This window comes from Spirosoma sp. KUDC1026 (assembly GCF_013375035.1).
In the GTDB taxonomy this organism is placed as follows: domain Bacteria; phylum Bacteroidota; class Bacteroidia; order Cytophagales; family Spirosomataceae; genus Spirosoma.
Map to the genome: position 1 here is coordinate 4,817,430 of NZ_CP056032.1, position 23,902 is coordinate 4,841,331.

General features: G+C 53.4%; 21 protein-coding genes. 10 read left to right on the forward strand and 11 right to left on the reverse strand.

Annotated features, from left to right (window positions below):
- Nucleotides 1-18: 18 nt before the first annotated feature.
- Together HU175_RS20175 and HU175_RS20180 are read left to right on the forward strand one after the other, a co-directional pair.
- Entirely contained in the window at nt 19-735 is a 717-nt protein-coding gene (locus HU175_RS20175) for an SDR family oxidoreductase (RefSeq protein ID WP_176569294.1), read from the forward strand.
- A gap of 86 nt (nt 736-821) precedes the next feature.
- Complete coding sequence (locus HU175_RS20180) at nt 822-1,235, forward strand: hypothetical protein (protein ID WP_176568291.1); 414 nt, start codon at nt 822-824, stop codon at nt 1,233-1,235.
- 109 nt (nt 1,236-1,344) lie between these two features.
- On the opposite strand, the gene HU175_RS20185 is transcribed toward HU175_RS20180, so the two are convergent.
- Nucleotides 1,345-2,946 carry a Na+/H+ antiporter gene (locus HU175_RS20185; RefSeq protein WP_176568292.1) on the reverse strand — a complete coding sequence of 534 codons (1,602 nt, stop codon included), beginning with the start codon at nt 2,944-2,946 and terminating at the stop codon, nt 1,345-1,347.
- Nucleotides 2,947-3,237: 291 nt separating this feature from the next.
- Between HU175_RS20185 and HU175_RS20190 the strand changes: the two genes are divergently transcribed.
- The 4 genes from HU175_RS20190 (at nt 3,238) to HU175_RS20205 (ending at nt 8,954) form a co-directional block, all read left to right on the forward strand.
- Nucleotides 3,238-4,797, forward strand: a complete 1,560-nt coding sequence (locus HU175_RS20190) for a M81 family metallopeptidase (protein ID WP_176568293.1) — start codon at nt 3,238-3,240, stop codon at nt 4,795-4,797.
- 142 nt (nt 4,798-4,939) lie between these two features.
- Complete coding sequence (locus HU175_RS20195) at nt 4,940-6,121, forward strand: DUF2235 domain-containing protein (protein WP_176568294.1); 1,182 nt, start codon at nt 4,940-4,942, stop codon at nt 6,119-6,121.
- 140 nt (nt 6,122-6,261) lie between these two features.
- Nucleotides 6,262-7,593: a glycerate kinase gene (locus HU175_RS20200; RefSeq protein ID WP_176568295.1), complete on the forward strand. Its 1,332-nt coding sequence runs from the start codon at nt 6,262-6,264 to the stop codon at nt 7,591-7,593.
- Nucleotides 7,594-7,598: 5 nt separating this feature from the next.
- Complete coding sequence (locus tag HU175_RS20205; RefSeq protein ID WP_176568296.1) at nt 7,599-8,954, forward strand: GntP family permease; 1,356 nt, start codon at nt 7,599-7,601, stop codon at nt 8,952-8,954.
- Nucleotides 8,955-9,037: 83 nt separating this feature from the next.
- On the opposite strand, the gene HU175_RS20210 is transcribed toward HU175_RS20205, so the two are convergent.
- Nucleotides 9,038-9,604 (reverse strand): SIS domain-containing protein, encoded by a 567-nt coding sequence (locus tag HU175_RS20210; RefSeq protein ID WP_176568297.1) that lies wholly within the window; start codon nt 9,602-9,604, stop codon nt 9,038-9,040.
- 149 nt (nt 9,605-9,753) lie between these two features.
- Nucleotides 9,754-10,668: an ROK family protein gene (locus HU175_RS20215; RefSeq protein ID WP_176568298.1), complete on the reverse strand. Its 915-nt coding sequence runs from the start codon at nt 10,666-10,668 to the stop codon at nt 9,754-9,756.
- Between the two features lie 166 nt (nt 10,669-10,834).
- Here HU175_RS20215 and HU175_RS20220 point away from each other — a divergent pair, with 166 nt between their 5' ends.
- Nucleotides 10,835-11,350 carry a hypothetical protein gene (locus HU175_RS20220; protein WP_176568299.1) on the forward strand — a complete coding sequence of 172 codons (516 nt, stop codon included), beginning with the start codon at nt 10,835-10,837 and terminating at the stop codon, nt 11,348-11,350.
- A gap of 4 nt (nt 11,351-11,354) precedes the next feature.
- On the opposite strand, the gene HU175_RS20225 is transcribed toward HU175_RS20220, so the two are convergent.
- Entirely contained in the window at nt 11,355-12,188 is an 834-nt protein-coding gene (locus HU175_RS20225) for a glycosyltransferase family 4 protein (protein ID WP_176568300.1), read from the reverse strand.
- Between the two features lie 77 nt (nt 12,189-12,265).
- Nucleotides 12,266-12,388, reverse strand: coding sequence for a hypothetical protein (locus HU175_RS24985; protein ID WP_255433055.1), 123 nt, complete (start codon nt 12,386-12,388; stop codon nt 12,266-12,268).
- A gap of 288 nt (nt 12,389-12,676) precedes the next feature.
- Between HU175_RS24985 and HU175_RS20230 the strand changes: the two genes are divergently transcribed.
- The 3 genes from HU175_RS20230 (at nt 12,677) to HU175_RS20240 (ending at nt 17,540) form a co-directional block, all read left to right on the forward strand.
- Entirely contained in the window at nt 12,677-13,822 is a 1,146-nt protein-coding gene (locus HU175_RS20230; protein WP_176568301.1) for a glycosyltransferase family 4 protein, read from the forward strand.
- The gene (locus HU175_RS20235) at nt 13,809-15,647 is read left to right on the forward strand and encodes an ABC transporter ATP-binding protein (protein WP_176568302.1); all 1,839 of its coding nucleotides are present in this window, start codon (nt 13,809-13,811) and stop codon (nt 15,645-15,647) included. Before HU175_RS20230 ends, HU175_RS20235 begins: the two co-directional genes overlap by 14 nt.
- Before the next feature lie 114 nt (nt 15,648-15,761).
- Nucleotides 15,762-17,540 carry a tetratricopeptide repeat protein gene (locus HU175_RS20240; RefSeq protein ID WP_176568303.1) on the forward strand — a complete coding sequence of 593 codons (1,779 nt, stop codon included), beginning with the start codon at nt 15,762-15,764 and terminating at the stop codon, nt 17,538-17,540.
- Nucleotides 17,541-17,552: 12 nt separating this feature from the next.
- Here the strand turns inward: HU175_RS20240 and HU175_RS20245 are convergent, their stop codons facing one another.
- The 6 genes from HU175_RS20245 to HU175_RS20270 form a co-directional block, all read right to left on the reverse strand.
- Nucleotides 17,553-18,782: a glycosyltransferase family 4 protein gene (locus HU175_RS20245; protein WP_176568304.1), complete on the reverse strand. Its 1,230-nt coding sequence runs from the start codon at nt 18,780-18,782 to the stop codon at nt 17,553-17,555.
- 270 nt (nt 18,783-19,052) lie between these two features.
- Nucleotides 19,053-19,703, reverse strand: a complete 651-nt coding sequence (locus HU175_RS20250) for a glycosyltransferase (RefSeq protein ID WP_176568305.1) — start codon at nt 19,701-19,703, stop codon at nt 19,053-19,055.
- Nucleotides 19,696-20,877, reverse strand: coding sequence for a glycosyltransferase family 2 protein (locus HU175_RS20255; protein ID WP_176568306.1), 1,182 nt, complete (start codon nt 20,875-20,877; stop codon nt 19,696-19,698). The genes HU175_RS20250 and HU175_RS20255 overlap by 8 nt, the downstream gene beginning before the upstream one ends.
- 492 nt (nt 20,878-21,369) lie before the next feature.
- Nucleotides 21,370-21,738 carry an endonuclease domain-containing protein gene (locus HU175_RS20260; RefSeq protein WP_176568307.1) on the reverse strand — a complete coding sequence of 123 codons (369 nt, stop codon included), beginning with the start codon at nt 21,736-21,738 and terminating at the stop codon, nt 21,370-21,372.
- A gap of 339 nt (nt 21,739-22,077) precedes the next feature.
- On the reverse strand, nt 22,078-22,836 hold the full coding sequence (locus HU175_RS20265) for a LytR/AlgR family response regulator transcription factor (RefSeq protein WP_176568308.1): 759 nt from the start codon (nt 22,834-22,836) through the stop codon (nt 22,078-22,080).
- Entirely contained in the window at nt 22,833-23,897 is a 1,065-nt protein-coding gene (locus tag HU175_RS20270) for a sensor histidine kinase (protein WP_176568309.1), read from the reverse strand. Before HU175_RS20270 ends, HU175_RS20265 begins: the two co-directional genes overlap by 4 nt.
- Nucleotides 23,898-23,902 lie beyond the last annotated feature (5 nt).

Here is a 23,902-nt window from a genome sequence, read left to right on the forward strand (position 1 = left end):
CATCTGTTTACGTTTATCATGGCAGAAACAAACAAAGTCGCCCTCATTACGGGCGGTTCGAAAGGCATCGGTTACGGCATCGCCGAAGTACTTATTAACCAGGGCATCAACGTAGCGATCACCAGCCGGTCACAGGAAGCGGCCGACGAGGCTGCTATGTCGCTCAATAAAATCAGACCGGATGCCGCACTAGGCATCATGGCCGACGTCCGCGATCTGGCATCACAGGAGAAAGCCGTCTCGGCTATTCTTGACAAATGGGGCCAGCTGGATTATGTAATCGCCAACGCGGGCGTGGGTCACTTCGCCCCTATCCAGGAACTGACGCCGGAGCAATGGCACGAAACCATCGATATCAACCTGACGGGGGTGTTTTACAGCGCGAAGGCGGCACTCGACGCGCTGAAAGACAGCAAAGGATACTTCATTACGATTGCCAGTCTGGCGGGCACCAACTTCTTCGAGAAGGGTTCGGCGTATAACGCCAGCAAGTTTGGACTTGTCGGCTTCACGCAGGCTATTATGCTCGACCTACGCAGCGAAGGCATCAAAGTGACGACAATCATGCCGGGTTCGGTCGCGTCGCACTTCAACGATCACCAGCCCAGTGAAAAAGACGCCTGGAAAATACAGCCCGAGGACATCGGTCAACTGGTAGCCGATCTGATCAAAATGCCAGCCCGCACTCTTCCCAGCAAAATCGAGGTTCGCCCAACGGTCCCCGGTGGGAAGTGATGGTTCAAGGAAATTACAGAGGAAAGACGTAAGAAGAAAGACGCTGGGTGGGCAGGAGTATTCATGTCTATGTGTATACTCGCGCTATGAAACAGTACTTATTCCTGGCTACCGCGTCCCTATTCACTTTAGTGAGCGGTTGTAAAAAAAGCGACCCCGTTCCCGAAACAGACCTCACCGTTGGCCTTACCGGTGTTTATCCGTTGACTTCACTCCAGTCAGGCTCGGTAGTCCAAACGCTACCAGACGGAGCCTATTCCATGAAGTTCACAACGAGCCGACTGGATAACACCCATCTGTCGGCCGTACTAACCGTCACAGAGACTCCGGGATCGTTTGACCTCGGTACGTACACGTTTGGCCTCACACCCAATCCCAACGCGGATTCGTTGGTTAACGTTAGTGTGCAAGGGACTTCCGTAGGAACGATGAGTACCAAGACGATGGACGTAGCCGTTCAGTGGGGCGGCAACACCAGACGGGTAAAAGCCGCCCGGTAAAACACGAAACGACCAGCATTTTATCTGTGCTGGTCGTTTTTTTATAGGTTACAGCTGATTCAGCGAGCGGTCTGTAGCATCGCAGGTCAATATGATCGGGATAACCACCTTATTCATCTTTGCTGATCTTCTCCTCTTCCAGGTCAAGCTGGGCTTCGTGCCGGCGGATAACTTCATCGCTGAATTCCGTTTCGCGACCAAGCCGATACAGCTCTTTACGCTGTACTTCGATTACATCTATCACCACCTCCCGGAATCGATCAATCGTGTTATCCCGGCGGCAGTCTTCCAATGAATCCAGCCGCTCGTTGGTTAGGTGAACGTCGCTTTCCATTCGGGTTTTCAGGTTGGCGACCAGTTCGTTCTTTTCCGTTTCTACGGCGTAGTGTTCATTCAGATACGTCAGCGATACATTGAGCAGCTTCAGCCGAACCGTAGCATCCTGTTCTTCCTCCCGAACGGTACCTTCTCGCTCCCGCGGGTTGACCCAGCGAATGATCAGCGGCAGGGTCAGCCCCTGCAACACCAGCGTTACCAGAATCACGACGAACGTAATGAACAGAATCAGATTTCGCTGCGGAAAGGGAGTTCCATCTTCGGCCAGTAACGGAATGGACAGCGCCGACGCCAGCGAGACCACACCGCGCATACCAGCCCAGCCAATAATGACCGGGTTTCGCCAGCCGGGTTTCGCATCGCTTACCGAAATCCAGCGACTAACCAGACGCGTGAACAGGGCACTTAACTGCGCCACCAGCAACCGGGTCACGATCACAATAGCACTAATGATCAGGCCGTATTTAATGGCTTCGACTTTTGAATAATCGCCTAGTCCCTCCACAATCGTCGGCAGTTCAAGCCCGATCAGAATAAAGACAACCCCATTGAGTACAAACGAGACCGTGGCCCAGGCGTTTAAGGCCTGCAGGCGGCTGCTATGGGTGAAAAACTCATGATTTCGGAACGACAGAAAGAGCCCCCCGCTGACCACAGCCATTACGCCCGAATAATGAAACTGTTCCGCGGTGAGGTACATCAAATAGGGTGCTACAAACGTCAGCGCTGTGTCGATGCTGGACGTGGTCGGTAACCAGCGGTGAATGGCGTAAAACACGTGCGCAACGGCCAGCCCGATCATGACACCCATAACCGTCAGCATCATGAAGCTGGTGGCCGCTTCGTGAAACACGAACGAACCGGACAGCACAGCCGCCAGCGCAAACCGGAACACCGTTAAGCTGGAGGCATCGTTGATCAGGCTTTCCCCTTCCAGAATGGCCGTCACCACCCTGGGTACTTTGATGCCTTTCAGAACCGACGTAGCGGCCACGGCATCGGGCGGTGAAATAATCCCGCCCAGCAAAAAACCCAGCGCCAGCGTAAACCCCGGAATCAGCGCGTTCGACACGAAGGCCACCACGCAGGACGTAATGATAACCAGCCCGAACGCCAGCATGGAAATGATCCGGCGCCACTTCCAGAACTCCTTCCATGACGTAAACCAAGCCGCTTCGTACAGCAGGGGTGGCAGAAAAATCAGAAAAATAATATCGGGATCAAGATCGATACGGGGCAGCCCCGGAATAAAGCTGATGACTAATCCACCCAATACCAGAAAGATTGGGTAGGATATGTTCAGCCGCTGCGCCAGCATGACCAGCAAGGATACAATCAGCAGCAGGGCCAGAAATAGTAAGATTGTCTCGTGCATACGTATTGGTCAACCCGTCCGGACAACATCCCGGAATCAATGCTCTATTGGCAAATTTATGCGACCTGGTGCCGCGTCCGGATTTGTGGATCGTTGGCAACTTACGAGAAAAAGCGAAGCCAACAAACTCACTGTTCGCTGCCCGCATCCGGTTATCAGCTTTTCTAAACCAGCGGGACAGACCAGTACAAACATTGGATACCACATTGAATTTATAGCATAAATAGACCGGCTTCACATAGATTATTTCAAAATATTTGTCTGCAACAGTACAGACTCTAACTTGTAGGCATGAAACACAGCCTTCTCTGGCTTACGGCCTGTCTCCTCGTCGTAAGTGAAACCTTTGCCCAAACGCCCCTCCCCCGTATTGCCATCGCCGGTCTGGGTATCGAGTCCAGCACGTTCTCCCCGGCCGAAACTCATGAAGAAGCCTTCCATGCCCGTTACAGCGGTGAGGTATTCAACGCCTACCCGTTTCTGATCCTGGGTACGTCGCCCCTGCGCAAACAGGCCCGCTGGGTGCCGACCGTCGTCGGTAAATCCCTGCCCGGTGGCGCTGTCACCCGCGAAGCCTATGAGTCACTCGTGCACAAAATGCTGGACTCGCTCAAGAAATACGGCCCTTATGATGGTCTGTATTTTGACATTCACGGGGCTATGAGCGTGAAAGGTCTGGACGATCCCGAGGGTGACCTGATTACCCGTATCCGGGACGTAGTGGGCTATAAAACACTGATCTCTACGTCGATGGATCTGCACGGCAACGTTTCCTGGCGGCTGGCGCAGAATACTGACCTGATGACCTGCTACCGGATGGCTCCCCACGAAGACGCGATGCAAACCAAAGAGCGGGCCGTTACGAATCTGATCAACCGCCTGAAAAGCGGCAAAGGTAAACCGGCCTACAAAGCCTTGATTACCGTACCGATCCTGCTGCCGGGCGAAAAAACAAGTACCCGCATCGAACCAGGCAAGAGCCTGTACCAGCAAGTGGCCCCCATCGCCGACAATCAGGACGGCATTGTGGACGCGGGTATCTGGATTGGGTATGCCTGGGCCGATGAGCCCCGCAACCACGCGGCCGTGATGGTGACCGGCGACGATCAGGAAAAGGTGACCAAAGCCGCCGAAAAGCTGGCCACTGCCTTCTGGGATGTCCGGTCGAAATTTGATTTCGTTGCCCCCACCGGTACGCTGGACGAGGCACTGGCAAAGGCCCTGGCCAGTCCCAAACATCCGTACTTTATCAGCGACACGGGCGACAACCCAACGGCAGGTGGTGCGGGTGACGTAACCTGGACGTTGACGCAGATTCTAAAACGGCCGGAATTTCAGAAAGCGGATGGTCCCACGCTGATTTATGCATCTATTCCCGGACCAGAAATGATCCAGAAAGCGCTGGCGGCCGGTGTTGGTGGTCAGGTGGAGGGAACGGTTGGAGCCGCCGTCGATCACCGGTTTGCGCCCCCCGTTCCCATCAAAGGCACGGTCGAATCGATTGAGAAAGGCGACAAAGACGCCGAGATCGAAGCCGTCATCAAAGTCGGCAGCGTACACGTAATCGTCACCCAAAAGCGGAAGCCGTACCACAAGGAAAAGGATTTCACCCGCCTGGGCCTGGAACCCCGCAAGGCGGATGTTGTCGTCGTGAAAATTGGCTACCTCGAACCCGAACTTTACAACATGCGTGCCGACTGGATCATGGCCCTAACGCCGGGCGGTGTCGACCAGGACCTGTTCCGGCTGCCTTACAAACGAATTCAGCACCCCATGTTCCCCTTCGACAAGGACATGAAAACGCCCGATCTATCGGCCAAAATGGTGCCCCTTTCCGGTTCGGCGAAGTAATTATTTTCTTTACAGCAGGCGTAGCAGACATCCGTTGCTGGTTGTTTGCTACGCCTGCTCAATTTCTAGCACGTTCGCTAACAATCGCGCACAAAATCAGCGACTTACCGCTTACATTTTGCTCTGGAAAATAGATTGACCCATGAGCAAAAAAATCATTATCTGTTCGGACGGTACTTGGAATGACCCCGAGCAACTCGACCGCGGAAGCCTGGTTCCTACCAATGTCGTCAAGCTGGCCCGCGCGCTGGCCCTGGCCGAGAATCCGGACCAGAGAATCTTCTATGATCCCGGCGTCGGTACCGGCAACAGTCTCGACCGGTGGACGGGCGGCCTGACGGGAAAAGGATTGATCAAAAATCTGTTCGACTGCTACGGATTCATTGCGGAACACTACGAGCCGGGCGACAAAATTTACCTTTTCGGTTTTAGCCGGGGGGCTTATACGGTCCGTAGCCTATCGGGTTTGATTGGTCGCTTTGGAATTGACAAGTCACTGAATCAGCAGCAGTTGGCCAAAGCAACCACCTCGGCCGCCACCGGCCATGTCGCCGAAACCCGCACCGAAGAAATCCCCAAAGAACTCCAGAGCATCAAGCAGCAGTATATGGCGTACAAAACCTCGGCTACGGACGAGAAGCAGAAAGCCGTTATCAACGACTACAAAGCACATACCGACTGCTACGAACCCGACATCGAAATGATTGGTGTCTGGGACACGGTGGGTAGTCTGGGTATTCCGCTGCCGTTGCCCCGCTATCGCTTTCGGTATCTCACAATGCTGAACACCTGGGTAGAGCGATGGCTGCTGGGTAGGTACCGCTTCCTGAACGTGCAGCTCAACACGCGGGTACGTAGTGCGTATCACGCGCTGGCCATCGACGAAAACCGGAAGGCGTTTCTGCCCACGCTCTGGAAGAAAGACCCGAACGCACCCGCCGGGCAGATTCTGGAGCAGGTCTGGTTTGCGGGTATTCACAGCAATATTGGGGGTGGCTATGCCGACGCGGGCTTGTCGGACAATACCCTGCTCTGGATGATTGATCGCGCCAAACGGCATGGCCTGGCCTTCGATGAAGCCTACATCAACCGCCGGATCAACGCCGACTCGTTTTACGGCGAGTTGCGCGATGAACGGAAGAAACTGATCAAAAAGCTCCTGTTTGCAGGCTGCCGTCGTCCTATTACCGAGTTATGCGCCGAGGCAGGCGTTGACGTAGTCATTGCCAACAGCGCCCGTAAGCGCGTCGAGTCCAGAATCTGCAAAACTGCTTACACACTCGACGACAACCTGAAGGGCGCGGCCTGTGAGCCAAACTTCTGACGGCTTCACCAGCACCGTGTTACGTATCCACTGCTTGCCTGAGTAGAGTCAGAACGCAAGCGTATTTCCACAAATGGGGGTGGATTCATTGGCTGACCGGCAAACGTTTAGTAAACTGCCGTCTCAATCCCAGGTAAGCCGTGGCAATTCGTTCGGAGAAGGCAAGACAGCACGCAATTCAGATTTTTACAGCGGCCATAAGAGCCGTTCAGCCAGCCACCCTGCTTCCCCAGCATCTGTCGGTGACCAACGGGATTTTACGGTTGGGCGGAGACTTCATCCCCCGATCGTCGTTCAGGAATCTGTATGTCATTGGTGCGGGTAAAGCCTCGGCGGCCATGGCGGTGGCTACGGAACAGGTGCTGGGCGACCTTATCACCGACGGGCTGGTAACAACCAAGTACGGCCATTCGCTCCCCTGCGAGCGGATACGGATTCAGGAATCTGCGCACCCGGTGCCGGATGAAAACGGCGTGCGGGCCGTCGAACAGACGGTAGCGCTCTTGCGTCAGGCTACGCCGGACGACCTCGTGATTTGCCTGATCAGTGGTGGCGCGTCGGCCCTGTGGTGCGACGTACCGCCGGGCCTGACCCTGCCCGATGTACAGAAAACGTTTGATCTGCTGATCAAATCCGGGGCCGCCATCGACGAAATCAATACTGTTCGGAAACACCTCTCGGCCATCAAAGGCGGGCAGTTGGTACGGCATTGCGGGGGCGCCCGGATTTTCTCTTTCCTCATCAGCGACGTTACGTCCGATGATCTGAGCGTCATCGCCAGCGGCCCCACGGTTGCGGATGCGTCTACGTTTCAGGATGCCCACGCCATTTTAGCCGCTTACGGGCTAATTCCACAGGTACCTACCCCCATTCGGCAACACCTGGAAAATGGGCTGAACGGTCAAATCCCCGAAACACCCAAACCCGGCGATGCGTTGTTCGACCGCGCAACCAGCACGATCATTGGCAGCAACCGGGTAGCTGTGCAGGCAGCGGCCCAACAGGCGCAGTCGCTTGGCTACCAGACCCACATCGTTCCAGAACCAATAACGGGCGACGCCGTTACCGAAGCACAGATGCTGGTCCGGCAGGCGGCTCAGTATCAGGGAGCGCCCCCCCTTTGTATCATTCAGGGGGGCGAAACGACGGTCAACGTAACGGGTACCGGCAAGGGCGGACGTAACCAGCATTTCGCCTTGGCCGCCCTGAACGAGCTGGCGCACCTTTCTCCTTTCCCGCGCCCCCTGACCCTATTGAGCGGAGGCACCGATGGTACGGATGGCCCGACAGATGCCACCGGGGCGCTGGTAGATACTGATACGCTAACGCTGGTGAACCAGAAAAATCTATCTATTGACACCTACCTGTCGAATCAGGACGCCTATCATTTTTTTAACCAGACGGACAGTCTGCTGATAACCGGCCCCACCCAGACGAATGTCATGGACCTTATGCTGGCTATCGTTACGTAACGCCGATGACAAACACGTACTACCTCCTTTTTCTGCTGCTTGCCAGTATCGGGTTCATCATCTGGATCACGGCCTACCGAAAAGTAAACGCCTTTTTTGCCTTGCTGCTGGCTGCGCTGGGCGTTGGTCTGTTGAGTGGACTGCCCCTGGGCACGCTGGTCGGCACGCTTAAACTTGGCTTCGGCCACACGATGGAGAAAATCGGCCTGCTCATTATTCTGGGGACGACACTGGGCGTCATTCTGGAAAAGACAGGCGCGACGATGAGCATGGCGAACCGAATTCTACGGCTGGTGAATGAGAAGAACGCACCAGCCGCTATTGCCCTGACCGGCTTTATCATCGGCTTTCCTATTTTCTGCGACAGCGGCTTTATTATCCTGAGCGGACTGAACCACTCGCTCGTCCGGAAAACGCACCATCGGATGCCGGTCATGGCGGCTGCACTCGCGACGTCGCTCTACGCCGTTCATTGCCTGGTTCCTCCACATCCGGGCATTACGGCTGCCGCCGTGGCAACGGCTGTTGGCACCGCGGGGGGCGATCTGGGTCGGGTAATGCTCTGGGGACTGGGGCTATCCATCCCGGCCGCGCTGGTGGGCTACGCCTGGAGCATGTGGCGGGGACGTAGCATCACCCACGAATACCTCGCACCCGAAACCGACGACGTAGTGGTCGACCACCTGCCACCCGCCTGGCTGTCATTCCTGCCCGTCGTGTTACCCATTGCGTTGATTGCCAGCAAGTCAATCGTGATGCTGTACACCTTGCCGACTGAAGTTGAGGAGAGCCTGCTACTGCAACTGCTCTCGTTCGTTGGTGATCCAGTCATGGCGCTGGGGGTTGGCGTCGTGATTTCACTCCTGCTTATCCGGCAGCAGAACCGGCAGGACCTGTCGCACTGGCTGACCGACGGGGTCGACAAGGCGGGTATGATTCTCGCCATCATTGCAGCCGGGGGCATGTTTGGCGAGATGCTCCAGGCAACGGGCATGGGTAAAAACCTGGGCGACTTACTCGGCGGCCTCTCGCTGGGCATTTTCTTTCCGTTCCTGATTGCCAGCATCCTGAAAACGGCCCAGGGCTCGTCGACGGTGGCGGTCATCACAACCTCGTCGCTGATTACACCCCTGCTCGCGGATCTGGGGCTGGACTCCCCAACGGCTCTTACGCTCACCATCCTGAGTATGGGCGCCGGCAGCATGACGATCAGCCACGCCAACGACGCGTATTTCTGGGTGATCAGCCGCTTCTCCAACCTGGAAACGGCGGCTACGCTAAAGGTCTACAGCATCGCTACGTTGCTGATGGGCGTCACGGTGCAGCTTCTGATCTGGATGCTGTTTACGTGGCTCGTCTAAACTAGCACTCCTTACGTTATCAAGCACAGCGACTCTGCAAAGATGACAATCAGAGCCCCAGTGTTATCAGAGTTTCTGCTTGATTATATCGCTTCGTTCAGTTCCATGAATGCGTAGCAGATCAGGTGGCAGATACTCATGTGAGCATCTTCAACGCGGCCATAGTGCGTGTCATCGACGGCTACTACGGTGTCGGCCATCTCGGCTAGTCTGCCCCGCTGCCCGCCCACCAGCGCTACACTGTGCACCCCGTTCGTCCGGCACCAGTCGACCGCTTTGACCAGGTTCGGGGAGTTGCCGCTGACGCTCATAGTCATCATCAGATCGCCCGGCTGGGCAAAGTTCATCAGCTGGCGCACGAAAATATCCTCGTAGGCGTAGTCATTTCCCAGCGCAGTCATCCAGGCCATGTTGTCGTTCAGCGACATACCCCGGAATCGTTTGCTCATCTTATCCGACGCGCCCTTGCTCAGGTCGGTGATGAAGTGCGAGGCATTGGCCGCGCTCCCGCCGTTCCCGAATACGAAAATCTGCCGGTCTTCTTCCCAAGCTTTCCGGAACAGGGTGATTAAATCGCTTAACTGCCGGGTTGGTAAAGCCGCCAGCATCTGCTGTTGGCGGATTAGGTAATCCGAGATATATCCTTCCATGATCTTTTGAAAAAGCTCTTTTCTTTTTGTCCCCTCTTGTCTTTCTGACGAAGGATCAGACCGCTTTTATCAGAGACTCTTGTCATCCCGACCCAAGGAGGGATGACAAAGAAACTACTCAAGTAATCAGATCTTTACACAAAACCACATCACCCCTTCACATTATACTTCGCCCATTCGATGGCGCCGATGGGTACGACCTGTTCGGCGAGTTCACTAAGCAGGATGGGCGGTAGCGGATGGAATGCCGGCATGACGTAACGAGCCACCTGCTCCTCGATAGCCTGACGCAGACACTCGCCCAGGTTCGTTACCCCACCGCCCAAAATCAAGACGTCGGGGTGGACCAGATGCATGACGTGCGAAAAAGCCCAGGCCAGCGGCTGAACGGTATCAGCGAAAATCCGCTCAGCAAAGGCGTCTCCCTGCGCCAGGGCAGCCCCCAGGTGTCGGGCTTCGTGGCCAGGGTCCTGTAGGGCGGCCTGACTAAGTACAGAGTTCGGATGAGTAGCTACGGCCTGCCGAATACGCTCATCGACACCCCAGCCGGACGCTACGTCCTGCAAGGTTGTACCCGTCGGGTCAAGCCGAAGGTGACCAATTTCCCACTCGCCGGGCGTTCGTCCGTGGATGACCTCCCCCATCCGGACGTAACCGCTGCCGACTCCGCTGCCAATGGTCACGTAGTAGACCTGCTCATACGACCGACCTGCACCCCGCATGGCTTCTCCCAGTGTTGCCACGTTGGCATCGTTGTCGGCATAAACGGGGCAATTGGTGAGGTTACTTAGCCAGTCCGTCAGCGAAAACTCGTGCCAGCCATCGACGTGAAACGATTGGCAGATCTGACCGATCCGGTAATCGACCGGCCCACCAAAGCCAACCCCGACGGCATCAAATCGGATCTGTTGCTGAAGTTGCTGAATGACGTCAGTAAGCTGCTGCCGGATCCGGGTGGCTGTCGGATAGGCGTTGAATCGCTCCAGAGCAAGCAGTTGCCCCTGTTCATCCTCTGCCCGAACCTGGATTTTCGTACCGCCAATTTCAATGCCTAGGTAGTTCATCCTTTGCCGTGCTCCGTACAAATAAAAATTAACCAGCTACTTTTTATTTGCACTATTCAAAGCAAAAACAAGGTACTACCTACTGATAATGGACTGAGAGCTATTCAGGTATGTACACGTTAAGCCTACAGTCTGTTTCTTGCAGGCAGTCATCAGCCAACCCAATATGATCAGCACCCTTTTCCTCCAGTTCCTGTTCCTAGCTACCAGCATTTGTCAACGCTCACCCAGTACTCCCACGGCGGCAAATCGGCAGATAGGTAATCAACAGCAACCCACGCAGGGCTGGCAGTATACGCAGAAAGGGGGCAGCACGAAAGCCACCTTACGGTCGGTAAATGCGATTCAGTTTGCGTACCCGTATACCCAGAAGAAGAACGTAACACTGGGGATTCGCAGCCGTAGCGGAGAGACCTACCTGTACCTGGAAGCTACTAAGGGCCTGTTCACGCGGAGCTTTCAGAACGGCAGTGCGCAGATCCAGTTCGACCAGCAGCGACCGGTTTCCGTTGCCCTGTCGGCGGCCGCCAATGGTCGGGCAAACATCGTCTTTTTTGACGATGCCGAACGGTTACTGAATCGGCTCAGAAAAGCCCGTACCATGTCCGTCCGGCTGCGGTTTGCTGGTCAGGCCGACCGGGGTATCCAGTTTCAGCCAGCGGGGCTGCGCTGGGAGCGGTAAACGGCTACATCAGCGAGCGGTAAACAGCCAGGTATTGCCGGGCGCTTTCCTCCCAGGTAAACCGGGCGGCATTGCAGATAATGGCTCCGGCCCGCGACGTATCGTAGCTGTTCATGCCCTGCTCGAACGTTTTCTGTACAGTTTCGGCGTCAAAATTCGGAAAGTAAAAAGCGGCATCCCCCCCTATCTCGGGCAGCGACGTGGCCGTCGATAAAAACACGGGTTTGCCGAACTGCATGGCTTCGATAACGGGCAGCCCGAAGCCTTCGGCCAGCGAGGGGTGCAGGAACGCTTTGCAGTGTTTCAGGTACCAGGCTTTATCGGCCTCCGATACCGTTCCGAGCAGGTGCAGCCGTTCGCTTACCCCCATCGCCTGCGCAGACTGCCGCATCTGATCGACGTAAGCCGGGTCGTCGTGGTGACCGGCCAGCAGCAGTTCGAGGTCGGGGTTCGACTGGAGCAGGGGCAGCAGAACGTGGAAGTTCTTTTTCTTGTTCTGGTAGCCAATACCCAGCAAAAATTCGCCGGAGGGTCGGTACCCAGTAGGTTCCCCTACCTGATCCGGCGCTTTGTTGAGGCCGTTGTAGATGACATAAACGGGTTTGTCGCCAACGCGGCAATGAGCCAGAACGTCGCTTTTCGTGAATTCGGAAATGCAGACAATGGCGTCGCTCTGGTCGATCAGCGACTGCGTGTGGGCCAGGCTTTTTTGCTGCACCGGCTCGGGCTTTCCTTCGTGCAGGACGTTCAGGTCGTGAACGGTCAGCACGACCTTCAGCTTCGGGTGACGCTTCTTATTGGGTAAAATCCGGCCGGACTGGAACGGCGCGTGCCACACCCGGCAGTCCTTCAGGAACGGCCGGAACAGCTTGTGCCATCGTTCTTCGACCAGGTGATAAGGTTCAGGATCGAATGTTACTTTTCGGCGGGGGGCAGGTACATCTGCATCAGCGGCTGATGCTCTGCTTCGAGTAGCTTATTGACGTGGACGCCAAGATTATGACAATAATGGTACAACCCCGAATGTACATACTTCATCAGGTTGCAATCCAATATGAATTGAGACATACCTCAAAATTGCAGGTTTAGAGCGTGCATATCCTCAGATTTTGTTAAAAAATGCAACATTATCAGGTTTGAGTCGGTATTTTACTCCGGGATAAATATGTTCCGGCAGTATTCCAACCCTTCTACCCGGTCTGAGACTCACTATCATAAACGAACCGTTATGTATAGTGATCTCATACAAGCGTGCATTTATTCTCGCCGTGACGCTCGTTTTAAACTTTTCTTTTAAGCTAACCAACGTAGTAAAGCGATTTCGATATGCACCAGATTATTTTTGACTGCGAGCGCATGAAGTACGCCAACACAGGCCTGTACTACTTTTGCCTCAACCTGGGTAGAGCGATTCAGCAACAGCTCGAGCAGGAAAAAATGTCGGTGTTTATACCCCGCCACGTATCGTCAGCTTTCGGGCCGTCGGTATCCGCTCTCCCCCAACACTCGCTGCAAAAGTTCTTTATGCCGTCGGTCAGTCAGTATCAGCTCTGGCACTGTACCTACCAGAATTCAAATTACGTTCCCCGCCGGAACAGGAAAATAAAAGTCCTGCTGACGATCCACGATCTGAACTTCCTGTACGAAGACAAACCGGACCGGAAGAAAGAGCGTTACCTCAGCCATTTACAAGAAAACATCAACCGCAGCGACGCCATTGTCTGCATTTCGGAGTTTACTCGCAACGACGTGCTGACCCACTGCGACGTGGGCAACCGGCCCGTGCATGTCATCTACAACGGCACCAACGGTCTTCCCAAACCAACGCTGGACGAGAAATCGTACCGCCCCCGCGTACCGTTTCTGTTCAACATTGGCGCCGTTACCCGTAAGAAGAACCAGCACCGGATTCTGCCCCTGCTGCAGAGCAACCCCTACATGGAACTGGTGCTGGCCGGCCGGCACGAGGACAAGGAATACGCTCATTTCATCCGGCAGCAGGCGTCGGATCTGAACGTTGGTGACCGGACGCACCTGGTCAACGAAATTTCGGAGAACGAAAAATCGTGGTACTACCACAACTGCCAGGCCGTGGTGATGCCGTCGCTCGCTGAAGGATTTGGTCTGCCCATCACCGAAGCCATGTCGGTGGGTAAACCGGTGTTCCTGTCGAAACACACGGCCATGACGGAAATCGGGAAGGATCTCGCGTTCTATTTCCATGATTTCGACAATATGCACGACGATTTCCAATCCGGGATGCTGCACTACCAAAACGCCGGAAACCGCATCCGGGAAGCAATGAAAGCGTACAGCGCTACGTTCAATTGGGAAGACTCGGCCCGGAAATATCTGGAAGTATACCGATCTTTGCTTCCGGAATTACCCGCGGTACTTCAGCCTGCGCCCTCCGTTCTTACGGCGGACCGACGAGAATTGTATACGTTAACACCAACGAATGAAGGTTTATAGACGGCTGATGGCGTACGCCAAGCCTTATGGAAAGTTTATTGTCCCGTTCTTTTTCTTCACGATTATCAGCGTTTTTTTCAACGTCTTCCAGTTTGCGTTGATCATTCCGCTGCTCAACTTCCTGTTTGATCCGATCAACACGGCCGATGCCGCCAAGTACGCGACAATGCCGGACTTCCATCTGACCGGGAATTACTTCAAGGACGTTTTCTACCACCTGATCTACCAGTTCAAAACGACCAACCCGGTCTACGCGCTGTATTTCCTCGCGGGGATGATCGTCGTAGCGGTGGTAATGACCAACCTGTTTCGCTTCCTGGCGCAGCAGTGCCTGCTGGGTGTCCGAACGCTGCTCGTCAAGCGACTGCGGGAAGCCCTGTTTGCCAAGATCAACAACCTGCACCTGGGCTATTTTACCAAAGAACACAAAGGAGACCTGCTCTCCCGGCTCAACGGCGACGTCTATGTCATTGAGAGCGTAGCGGGCAGTTCGATCGAGGTTGTCTTCAAAGAGCCGTACATGCTGATCGGCTATTTCACGGCCCTTTTCCTGATTTCGACTAAACTGATGCTCTTTACGTTGGTGATCATCCCAATCTCGGCCGTGGGCATTGCCGCCGTGACGAAACGGCTCAAGAAAGAAGCCCAGGACGTACAGTCATCGATGGGGCGGATGCTGACGCTGATGGACGAAACGCTGATGGGCATGCGGATTATCCGCTCCTTTAATGCGACGCCGTTTGTACTGAGTCGCTTCAGCGCCGAAAACGATTTTTACCGCAAGGCCAGCCTGGAAGGCTTCAAACGCCGGGAGCTGGCCCCTGCCTTCTCCGAAGCGTCGGGCGTCTTTATCGTGGCCTGCATTCTGGTTTACGGAGGTAGTCTGGTGCTGAACAGCGAGGGCAACCTGCAGGCCAGCTCGTTCATTGCGTTCATCGCTATTTTCTCGCAGGTGATTCGCCCCGCTAAGGCGATGGTGGTGGCCATCACGAACATTCAGCAGGGACAGGCCGCCGGTGAGCGTATTCTGGAATTGCTCGACAAACCGATCGAGATTGAGGACAAACCAACCGCCGTCCCGCTCAAAGGATTCCACCGGGAGGTCGTTTTCAAAAACGTCAGCTTCCAGTACGGGGATAAACCCGTCCTGAAAAACATTAATTTCCGGATGGAGAAGGGACGTAAAATTGCGCTGGTTGGTCCCTCGGGCGTGGGTAAATCGACCATCGCCGACCTGATTCCGCGTTTCTACGAACCGACGCAGGGCAGCGTTACGATCGATGGTATCGACGTAAGCGACTACACAATGGAGTCGTTACGGAAGCAGATGAGTTTCGTAACGCAGGAAATCATTCTGTTCAACGACTCGATCTTTAACAACATCGCCCTCGGTCAGCCGGACGCCAAACTGGAGGACGTAATAGCCGCGGCCAAAGTCGCTAACGCCCATTCGTTTATCATGGATACCGAAGATGGCTACAACACCAACATCGGCGACCGGGGTATCCGCCTGAGTGGCGGACAGCGACAGCGGCTAAGTATCGCCCGCGCCGTGTTCAAAAAGCCGTCAATCCTGATTCTGGACGAAGCGACATCAGCGCTGGATGTCGAATCCGAAAAATCCGTGCAGGAAGCGCTAAACAACCTGATGGAAGGGCGCACGACCCTGGTAATCGCCCACCGCCTGAGCACCATCAAGGAAGCCGACGAAATCCTGATTATGGAAGGCGGAGAAATCGTGGAGCGTGGCAACCACTACGAACTCATCAACCGCGACGATAGCATCTACAAACGGTTGAATAACATTCAGGAAGTGTTGGGGTAGAGCCATGTATCGTAATAAGGGGTAATTCAGTTAGCATGTATACTTTACTGATAATACTTTTATCTAATAAAGTACATCTAATAGTGCGCTCCCTTACCTGCCAAACATACATGTATGAAACCGATACTAGAACAAATCATCCATCAAGCCAAACAACTGTTCGAAGAGAAAAAATATCAAGAAATTATTAACCTCCTAAATGATGACTGTCTCATACAATACACAAATGCTGCTTTGTATGCTTGGAGAGCAAGAGCTCATGCAAGATTAAATGAGACAGAAGCAGCTTTTTCTTACGCGCAAAAATCGATAGATATTGATCCTCAATTGGCAATAAGTTATCTGTCGAGAGGTAATGCTTGGTACGGCAAGAGTGAATATAACAAAGCGATTTCAGACTATACCGAAGCCATTCGATTAGACTCAAGCGAAGCATATGCTTTTGGAAATCGAGGACTAGCATGGTATGGAAAGAAAGAATATAACAAAGCGATTTCAGATTACACTGAAGCTATCCGATTAGATCCAAAAGCAAATAGATATGTTAATCGAGGTCTTGTTTGGGCTGAGAAGGGTGAATATGACAAAGCCATTTCAGATTACACCGAAGCCATTCGATTAGACTCAAGCGAAGCATATGCTTTTGGAAATCGAGGACTAGCATGGTATGGAAAGAAAGAATATAACAAAGCGATTTCAGATTACACTGAAGCTATCCGATTAGATCCAAAAGCGACTTTTTACAATAATAGAGGTAATGCTTGGGCTGAGAAGGGTGAATATGACAAAGCCATTTCAGACTACACCGAAGCCATTCGATTAGACTCAAACGAATCGTATGCCTTTTATAACAGAGCTATTACGTGGTCCAGTAAGAAAGAATACCAAAAAGCAATTGCTGACTATGAGCGCTATGTTAGTCTAACTAATAATTCTGATGACTACTATACACAGGTTTCTTTATCCAGTATTAGTGAGCTAAAGAAAAGAATAGAGAATGCTTGGTATGATGAAATTGATAGTATAGTAAACAAAATTAAACGACTGCTGCTATTTGAAAATACGTGTTTGACACATTATACTAGTTTATCAGGCGCTAGGTCAATGATATTAGGTAATAGCCCATTTCGTTTATCGGAAGGCGCTTTTCTAAACGACACATCTGAGGGCCGGGAGTTATTTAACTATCTTTCTTACGGAATATCGAAGTTCAGCGCTGATGAGACAATGGCTAAATTATTTGTAGAAAGGCCATTTATCGGAAGCTTTGTAGCTGACAATAAACATAATGATTTAACCTTATGGCGTATGTATGGCAAGGAAGCTCTAGCAGAAGCTAAAGGTTGCGCCTTAACTATCTACAAAAGGGAATTTGTTGACAACTTAAAAGAACAAATAAGCCCGACAGGCACAAAATCAGAAGTTCAGTCACAAGATGAAGAACAATTTACCTTCTACAACGTAGCGTATTTATCAAAAAATTCATTTATAATTCCAGGAAAGAAGAAATCAACAGAAAAGCAATTGAATCTTCTTATGAATGAGTTAAAAAGCAAAGTCAAAAATTTAAGTGAAAATCAAAAAAACAGCGTAACTAATTTACTGAATGATATAGCTTATTTATTCAAGAGCTCAGAGTATCAATACGAAAATGAGGTAAGATTAGTCGTACAGGGAGTCGGTTTCACAAAAAAGATAGAAAAAGAAGAAAACCCTCCTAAAGTTTACATTGAGCTAGTAGATATTGTTCCATCAATAAAAAAGATAACTTTAGGACCTAAAGTAGAACGACCAGATGAGTGGGCAGCTGCCTTCAATTATCACATCAAAGATCAATTGAAGAGCGGGGGAGAAAATATAGAAATAGTAATCTCTCATCTTCCTTTTAAGTAAGATACTTACAATCTACCCCGCCACGTAATCCACCGCCCTATCAAACTTTTCTAGTACGGTTTCCCAGGTGTAGTACTGCCGGACGTAGGCGCGGCCGTACTCGGCCATTTCGGACGAATCCTGGGTCAGCATCTGATCAACAGCGGTTTCAAACTCCTCGTAGCTTCGGTACAGCAGTCCCGCCCGGCTGCCCACGATATGGTCGCGTAAGACGGCGCATTCGGACGTAGCGATGACGGGAATGCCAACGGCAAAACTTTCCAGCGTCACCATCGACAGGCTTTCGTAAGGCGAGGGCATGATCAGGGCTTTGGCGTATTGCAGCAGGCTCGCTTTCACCGGCTCGTCCACGAAGCCAACCGGTAGCAGGTCGGGGTGCTCCGGAATGAGCATGAACGCCTGTCCCACCAGCACCAGCTTTACCGGCGACGGATGCTCGGCTTTATACCGCGTAAAGAAGTCAAACATCGTGTCGCAGCCTTTCGCCGTGTCAATCCGTCCGATGTACAGCAGATAGTCGGCATCGGTACCCAGTATTTCACTGACAGGTTGTTCGGCCAGCGCCTTGGCCGGTTCGATGCCCACCCCCACGACATCGTTCTCGATGGCGTCATTCTTGAATAGCTGGTGCACGAAGCTGCGTTCGGCGGGGGTCAGGAACAGGATGGCACGCGGCTTCTGAAACAGCGGCCGGAACACGGGCAGGTAAATCGGGATTTCATCGTGCGCCGTCGGGATAAAGATTGACTTACGGGGCGCTACGTTCAGCCCGGCAATGGTCGGGTAATAGAGGTACGTAATAAAAATCAGCGCGTCGTACTGCTGGTGATTGCGTTTCAGGTAGGTAATCATCTCGGGCGTGTACGGGCCCTGGTATTTCGCCCACAACCGGCTGTAGCGTCGGATGCTCTTGCCCACCAGCGCCCGTCCCCACATTTTGAGCCGGTTCAGGCCCTGCCACTGTTCGGGCTGGGACCATTTTTTGAGTTTGTGTTCCGCGCGCGATGCCTGCTTCACCAGCCGTTCGTGCTTCGTCGCAAACCGATGAACCCGCACGCCGTTGATAGTTACGGTTTCGGCCGGGTACCAGTTGGCCCAGGTAACGTATTCCAGCGCGCAGCTGGTCAGCACGTCGACTTCATAGGTAGCTGCCAGCCGCTCGGCCATGATCCGGCAATAGTATTCCGCTCCTCCGTTGACCTCAACACCGTACCGCTGCACCACAAACGCTATTTTCTTCATCCGGCAAAGCTAAGGGATAACGTCGTGTGTTCTATGCCATTCCAGCGGCAGCACAAACAGGAGCATCGTCAGCGGTAACGAACCGTACAAGTCAAGCTCCCAGTCAATATAAGTCTACCCTGCTTTTGTCATCCCGACCTCAGGAGGGATCTTCGGTAGATGTAAGAAAAGCTACCGGCTATCGAAGATCCCTCCTGAGGTCGGGATGACAAAAACGCGACTTAAAGGAAATCTATATAGTTACTCCTATCAAAGCATACTCCCCCGGCTCTACCCAAGTCGCTGGTAAAACTCATTCTGCTTTTTCTGCCGCTCAATGTCTTTGGGGTGCATGAGGCAAAATTCATCCGTTTCGGCTGGCAGGAAATGGCAACTCTTGTGCCCGTCCAGTTCTTCATGCACCCTATTTTTCCAGTGAATTCCCTGATTAAGCTTAAAGATGCGCACCTGATAATCCGGGTAGTTGATTCGCCCCCGGTCATCGACCTGCCACTGCCAGGCAGCAATCCATTCCGGTGTTAGTCCTTTCACCAGATTGATGCGGGGAACGGCCAGACAGTCGCTCTTGCGTTGTTTGCGCAGTTCACTTTTCAGCGAATGGAGCAGGCTTTCGCGGGGTAGTTCATCGGCGTCGATCTGAAACAGGTAATCGCCCGTCGCCACCGCCAGGAGGTTGTTCTTGAACGTAGCGAAATCGCCATCAAGCCGCGCGCTTTGGTGCGTTAATTTATCCCGGTAGCGATGTAGTACGTCGGTTACCCACCCGTCGGGTTGGGTGATGTCCTGCAACACCACGATCTGATCGTTTGGGTCTTTGTGCAGCAGCAAAAAAAGAATCAGCCGTTCCAGTTCCACGGCCTCGTTGCAGACGGTGATCCCGTACGACAGCCGGATACGACGGGCAAGTAATCGGTCAAGCATACGTCAGTTTTTTATGAATCAGACGCGTTTCGTGCGTCGTTGGGTCAATGATCCGGATTCGGTACCCACGCCAGGTAAACGCTGGAAACAAACGATACCAGAACTTTTTAAGGGCTGATTTTGGCTTGTTGATCCGGTTGTATATAATCTCCGACAGGAACGTGATCTGGTCGAGCGGGGCTTTCCCGGCATCAATCGAAACCAGCACCCCACTGTTACGTTCCGCCGTCAGCGGCTTGATTTTCTTTGTCAGGTCAACGGCTGTCGTGGGCTGTTCTTCCAGGATATAGGCCGCCGGATCGAGGTCTGTGTAGATCGTCGATACCCAGGGTTCCAGTTCCCACAAGGCGGCCACCGTACCGTTAGTCAGGATCAGGCCAATATCGTACTTGTGTTTACTATGATCGCTATTCCGGAAGCCCCATTTACGGACAAAGTTCCGGTTGGATTGCAACTCGATTTGCCGGGTCCGGTTAACGTACTCCTCTGAAAATCGGGACGTCTTGCTGACGAAGTGATAACACAGCACATTCAGGCCAACCACCATCTCCACGCCTTTCAGACCAAACCGCAACAGCAAATCGTCGTCCTCACAGAACATCGGGTTGAACAGCGGGTCCAGCCCGCCGATGTCCAGCAGTAAGTTTCGCGACGCGGACAGGAAGAAAATACCTTTACTGGTCGTAACAGCCGTCTGGCTCGCCTGCTCATTACGTTGCTGCTCAGCCTGCGCAAACTGGAAGAACGCATCCCGCTGAAACATAGCCACGTCGGCCCCGAAATCCCGGACGATTTTGCCGGGGCGCGGGTCATCCGCGAAGATAGGTGGCTCGACGGTAGTGTAAAACAGTACTTGTTCGTCGGTTTGCAGAGCCGTCAGTTGTTCAATAAAGCCGGGAGCCAGTACCATGTCATTGTGCGCAAAGACCACGTAGTCGGACGTCGCCAGTTCAATGCACTTGTTATACGTATCCGACAGGGTCCGGTCCCGCTCTTCGTAGTAGTACCTTACGCGCTTGTCCTGCAACGAGTCGAGCCACTGGTGCGTACCGTCGGTGCTGTTAAAGCTAACGAAGACTAGCTCGATGTTCGGGTACAGCAGGCGGGTCTGCGTATAGAAGTACTGCGTATAAACCAGGTTATTCTTTAAGCCGACCAGTAAGGAAAACGTCATTTGCCGATCAGGGTTGTTCTGTGTTTTTAATGCTTTAACTATCGTGTTGTTCTACTTCCCTCAAAACCTAATCTTGTAGAAGGAGCCCCTAACCACCGGCACGGGCCGCCCCTCCTGTTTTAGGAGGGGAACAAGCAGAAGTAACCTTTTCCAATCCCCCTCCTGTTTTAGAAGCTGATTTTATAGGAGTTTCGCTCTTACCACCCCTAGCCCCTCCTAAAACAGGAGGGGAACAAGCAGGGGTGACCTTTCGCCCCCCCTCCTAATTTTCTAGGAGGGGGCCGGGGGGTGGTAGTTGACGGCAAAATAAGCCAAATCCACCTCCACATGAAACCCATAAAAGATTAGCTTAAAAGAGGAGAACATGCAGAAGTAACCTCTCCAACCTCCCCCTCCTACTTTTCTAACGGTTCGCCATAGCGTCAGGAAAACTGGTAGAGGTGCCCTTTTCAGATCCCCCTCCTAATTTTCTAGGAGGGGGGCGGGGGGTAGTCAATCCGCTTTAAACTGCAGTCGAATCGTCTTCAGAACCTGATCAATGTCAAGAAAAACAGCCTCATTGGGAAAGCGAAGCACGGTTATGCCCAGCGACTCAATGGCCTTTTGCCGTTCCTCGTCATAAGACCTGACGTCGAGCTGATCATGCACAAGACCATCCAGCTCGACTGCTATTCGCTCTGCAGGACAGTAGAAGTCCAGGATAAACAGGCCAAGGCTATGCTGTCGCCGAAATTTCCGGCCACCCAATTGGCTTCCTTTTAAGTATTGCCACAACCGTTTTTCGGCCTCCGTTGCTTCATTACGTAGCGCTTGTCGGACAGGCTTTAAAATTTTCAGATTATTCAACTGCCCTTCGTGCATGGTCACCTCGTAGGTTATCCTTCCGTAACAGCGAAACGCCTAAAACAGGAAAGCGGGCCAATTTACGCTAATTTCTTCTCTCTGCCCCCTCCTGTTCTGAAGGATACACCGTCGCAGGATAATCGTATAAGAGTTTGCTTTGACCACCCCTAGCCCCTCCGCACCGGCGGCCCTCCTAAAACAGGAGGGGAACAAGCAGAAGTAGCCTTTTTTAACCTCCCCCTCCTGTTGTGGCCGAGCCGCCGGTGCGGAGGGGGCCGGGGGGGTGGTAATCAATACGGCTCTTCTCCCCGTACCCCCTGCCGGAGCGAGATCAACAGCTAACGTCTACCTACTTTTCTACATCCACCGGCTGATAAACGTACCAAACGCATCTTTATACTGATCGCTGACGGGGATGGTGGCCGAGCCGATCTGGACGGAGTTACGCGTGACGGCGTTGATCTGATCCAGGGCGACGATGAACGACCGGTGTACCCGCATGAACTGCGCAACCGGCAGTTTCTCTTCGAGCGCTTTCAAACTCGTCAGGGCCAGCAGCGGTTTGGGGTCGCTCTGCCGATACACTTTTACGTAGTCTTTCAGCCCTTCCATATACAGAATGTCGCGGTAGGCCACCCGGACCAGCTGGTACTCAACTTTCAGAAACAGATAGTCCTCCGACGTAGTAACGGGGGCAGCCGGGAGAAGCGTAGTCACGGGCACATCCTGTCGCTGGCGCAGTTCGAAGTAGTGCTGCGCTTTGGTAGCCGACCGCAGAAATTCGGCGTAGTTGAAGGGCTTCAGCAGGTAATCAAGTGCGTCGACCCGGAAACCATCGAGCGCAAACTGATCGAAGGCCGTCGTGAAAATCACCCGCGTGGCCGGGGTACCCCGCGTCGACCGGTCCAGTACCCGGGCCAGCTCCAGCCCGGTCAGGTCGGGCATCTGGATGTCCAGAAATACTACATCTACCGGTTGGTGCAGCATAGCCTGCAGTGCTTCGATGGCGCTGCTGAACCGGCCTGCCAGTTGCAGAAAAGGCGTTTTTTCGATGAAGGAGCAAACCAGCCCCAGCGCCAGCGGTTCGTCGTCGACCGCAATACAGGTAAGTATCATGACAAATGAACGGTTAGCTGTACCTGATATTCATCGTCGGCGGTATGCTCGTTGATGAGCAGGTCATATTGTCCTGGATACAGCAGATCCAGCCGTCGCCGGGTGTTGGTCAGGCCGATGCCGCCGGTTTCCAGGGAGAGCGTTTTGTCGGTCAGCAGTGTATTCCGCACGTCCAGCACCAGTTGTTCCGGTGTCTGCTGAATGGTGATGGAAATCCGGCTGGGCAACAGCGTACTTACCCCATGCTTGAACGCATTTTCCACGAACGGCAGCAGCAGCATGGGCGCGATGGCCTGCTCCCGCACCAATTCCGGCGTATTAACCGATACGGTCACCTTGTCGGTCAGACGTAGCTGCATGAGTTGGATATAATCGTTGACGAACGCCAGCTCCTTACTCAGCAGGGTCGTGCCCGACTGGGTTTCGTAGAGGACGTAGCGCATCATCCGCGAGAGCCGGTGCAGAGCCTCCTGCGCCAGTTCGACGTCGAGCGCGGTCAGGGCGTAGATGTTATTGAGCGTATTAAAAAAGAAATGCGGATTGATCTGGGCCTTCAGGAATGACAGCTCCGAGGTTGTTTTGGCCTGTTCGAGCGCCAGGCGCAGATTGGCGTCCTGCTGCCATTTCTGTAGCAGGCTCATGCTAGTACTAATACCCAGTACCAGCAGAATCGTGACCAGCGTAGGCTGCACCCAGCCGTAGTATCTTGGTTCACCTTTGCCGTCAGGGTGAAACATCCGGTGAAACATGACGGGTAGATCGAACCAGAACTCAAGGCCACCCACCACCAGCGTAATAAACAGGATGATACCCGTTACGGCCAGCAGGTACTGTCCTGTGTGATTGAGCCGCAGCAGCCGGGGTACCAGAATGCGGGCGTTCAGGTAAAAGGTCGCGACGATCAGGCAGAAAAAGATGAACTGGCGGATCCAGAACAGGGGAGACAGCTTAAAGGTGAAGCTGAAACTCTGGGCAAAGAAGAGCAGGTAGCCCAGCAACCCCCACCCCAGTACATGGATCAGTGCGGTAACGTAACGACGGGAAAACAGAGAAACAGCCATAGTCC